The sequence below is a fragment of the Longimicrobium sp. genome (genome assembly GCF_036554565.1).
Lineage (GTDB): Bacteria > Gemmatimonadota > Gemmatimonadetes > Longimicrobiales > Longimicrobiaceae > Longimicrobium.
Genome location: NZ_DATBNB010000698.1, coordinates 1 through 2,600 on the forward strand (window position 1 = coordinate 1; position 2,600 = coordinate 2,600).

At 72.1% G+C, this 2,600-nt stretch carries 1 protein-coding gene; it reads right to left on the reverse strand.

The window, feature by feature from the left end; genetic code table 11:
- Nucleotides 1-2,554: amino acid adenylation domain-containing protein (locus VIB55_RS19535; RefSeq protein ID WP_331878346.1), on the reverse strand; the 2,554-nt coding region annotated here is incomplete at its 3' end.
- Nucleotides 2,555-2,600 lie beyond the last annotated feature (46 nt).

The window sequence follows — 2,600 nt, forward strand, 5'->3', positions numbered from 1 at the left end:
AGAGATCGGTCCGCAGCACCAGGGTGTTGACGAAGAAGCCGATCAGCTCCTCCACCTCCCGGCGCGGGCGCCCGGCAATGGGGCTGCCGACGACGATGTCCTCGCCCGCGCCGTACTTGCTCAGCAGCACCTGGAAGGCGCCTAGCAGCGTCATGTACAGCGTCGCGCCCTCGCTCCGTCCCAGCGCCTGCAACCGCTCCAGCAGCTCGGGGGAGAACTCCACCGGCACCGTCGCCCCCCGGAACGTCTGCACCGCCGGGCGGGGATGGTCGGTGGGCAGCTCCAGCAGCTCCGGCGCGCCCACCAGGCGCTCTCGCCAGTAGGAGATCTGCCGATCCAGGACCTCGCCCTCCAGCTGCTCGCGCTGCCAGACGGCGTAGTCCGCGTACTGCACCGGCAGCTCCGCGAGCTGGGAATCCTTGCCCTCGCGGTAGGCGGCGTACAGCGCCGACAGCTCCCGGAAGAACACGCCCACGCTCCACCCGTCGCTGACGATGTGGTGCATCGAGAGCAGCAGCACGTGATCTTCCGCATCCAGCCGCAGCAGTGCCGCGCGGAAGAGCGGCCCCGCCGAAAGATCGAAGGGCCGCCGCGCCTCCTCGCCGCCGCGCCGCCGGACCGCCGCCTCGCGATCCGTATCGCCCAGCCCGGAGAGGTCGTCGACCGGCAGCGTGAACCCGGCGAAGGGCGCCACCACCTGCACCGGCGAGCCATCCACCTCCATGAACGTGGTCCGCAGCGCCTCGTGACGGCGGAGGATCTCGCCCAGCGCGCGCTCCAGCGCCGCCCGGTCCAGCGCACCGCCCAGGCGCAACGCCGCGGGCATGGTGTAGACGGCGTTCCCCGGCTCCAACTGGTCGATGAACCAGAGGCGTTCCTGCGCGAAGGACACCGGCAACGCGCCCCTGCGCTCCACCGGCAGCACGGGCAAAAGCACCGGCAAATCGCCGCGGCGCATCTCCTCCACGCGCACCGCCATCTCCGCGACCGTCGCCCCCTCGAAGAGTGCGCGAAGCGGCAGCTCGATGGCGAAGACGTCCCGGACGCGCGAGACCACGCGAGTGGCGAGGAGCGAATGCCCGCCCAGCTCGAAGAAGTTGTCGTGCACCCCCACCCGCTCCAGGCGCAGCACCTCCGCCCAGATCCCCGCCAGCACCTCTTCCACGGGGGTGCGCGGCGATACGTAGGTCTCCTCGGCCGAGGCGAGATCCGGAGCCGGGAGCGCCTTGCGGTCCAGCTTCCCGTTCGGGGTGAGCGGGAGATGGTCGAGCGACACGAACGCACTCGGCACCATGTACTCCGGCAGGCTCCCCCGCAGGTGCTCGCGCAGCGCGTCCGTCTCCACGCGGCCCACCACATACGCCACCAGCCGCCTGTCACCCGGCGCGTCCTCGCGGGCCACGACGACGGCCTCGCGCAACCCGCCGTGCCGGTGCAGCACGGCCTCGATCTCCCCGAGTTCGATGCGGAACCCGCGCACCTTCACCTGGTGGTCGTTGCGGCCAAGGAACTCGATGGTCCCGTCCGCGTTCCACCGCGCCAAGTCGCCGGAGCGGTACATCCGCGCACCCGCCTCGCCGCCGAACGGGTCCACCACGAATCGCTCAGCGGTCAGCCCCGGCCGCCCCAGGTAGCCGCGCGCCACCCCGGCGCCGGCGACGTACAGCTCCCCCTTCACGCCCACGGGCACCGGCCCCCCGCGTGGGTCGAGGATGTAGATCCGCGCGTTGGCGATCGGCCGCCCGATGGAGGACGCGCGCCCGTCCCCGATCCCGCCGCACGCGTGCGCGGTCGACTGGATGGTTGCCTCGGTGGGGCCGTAGAGGTTGACCACCTCTCCCGCGCCCGCCGCCAGCGCCTCATCCACCAGTGAGGCCGTGAGCGGCTCGCCGCCACAGAAGACGATCCGGCACGGGAGATAGCCCCCGTCCGGCAGCGCGCCGAGCACCGCCTGCAGGAGCGTGGGGACGAACTGCGCGATGGTGACGCTGCCCTCCCCGATCACGCGAGCGATGGCGCCAGGGTCCTTCTCCGCGCCCGGGGGGAGAAGGAGCATCCTCGCGCCCGTGGCGAGCGTCGTCCACAGCTCCCACACGGAAGCGTCGAACGAGATGGACGTGCGCTGCAGCACCGTGTCGTCCGCGCCGATGCCGAACGCGCCGGCCTGCCACACGGTGTGGTTGACCAGGCTGCGGTGCTCGACCAGCACACCCTTCGGCCTTCCCGTGGAGCCGGAGGTGTAGATGACGTACGCGAGGTGGCCGGGCCGCAGCCCCGTGCCGTCGAGATTCGTCTCCGGCTCGCCCGCCCACGCCGGAGCCGCGGCATCAAGAACGATGGTTGGGACGCCCACCTCCGCGAACGACGGAGCCACCGACGCCTGCACCAGGAGCGCGGCCGGCGCGCTGTCCTCCAGCATGTAGTGCAGCCGGTCGGCCGGGTACGCCGGGTCCAGGGGTACGTACGCGCCGCCCGCCTTGAGGATGGCAAGAAGGCCCACGACCATCACCGGTCCCCGCTCCACGGAGATCGCTACGCGCGCGTCTGGCCCCACGCCTCGCGCGCGGAGGTGGCGCGCGAGCCGGTTGGCGCGCGCGTTC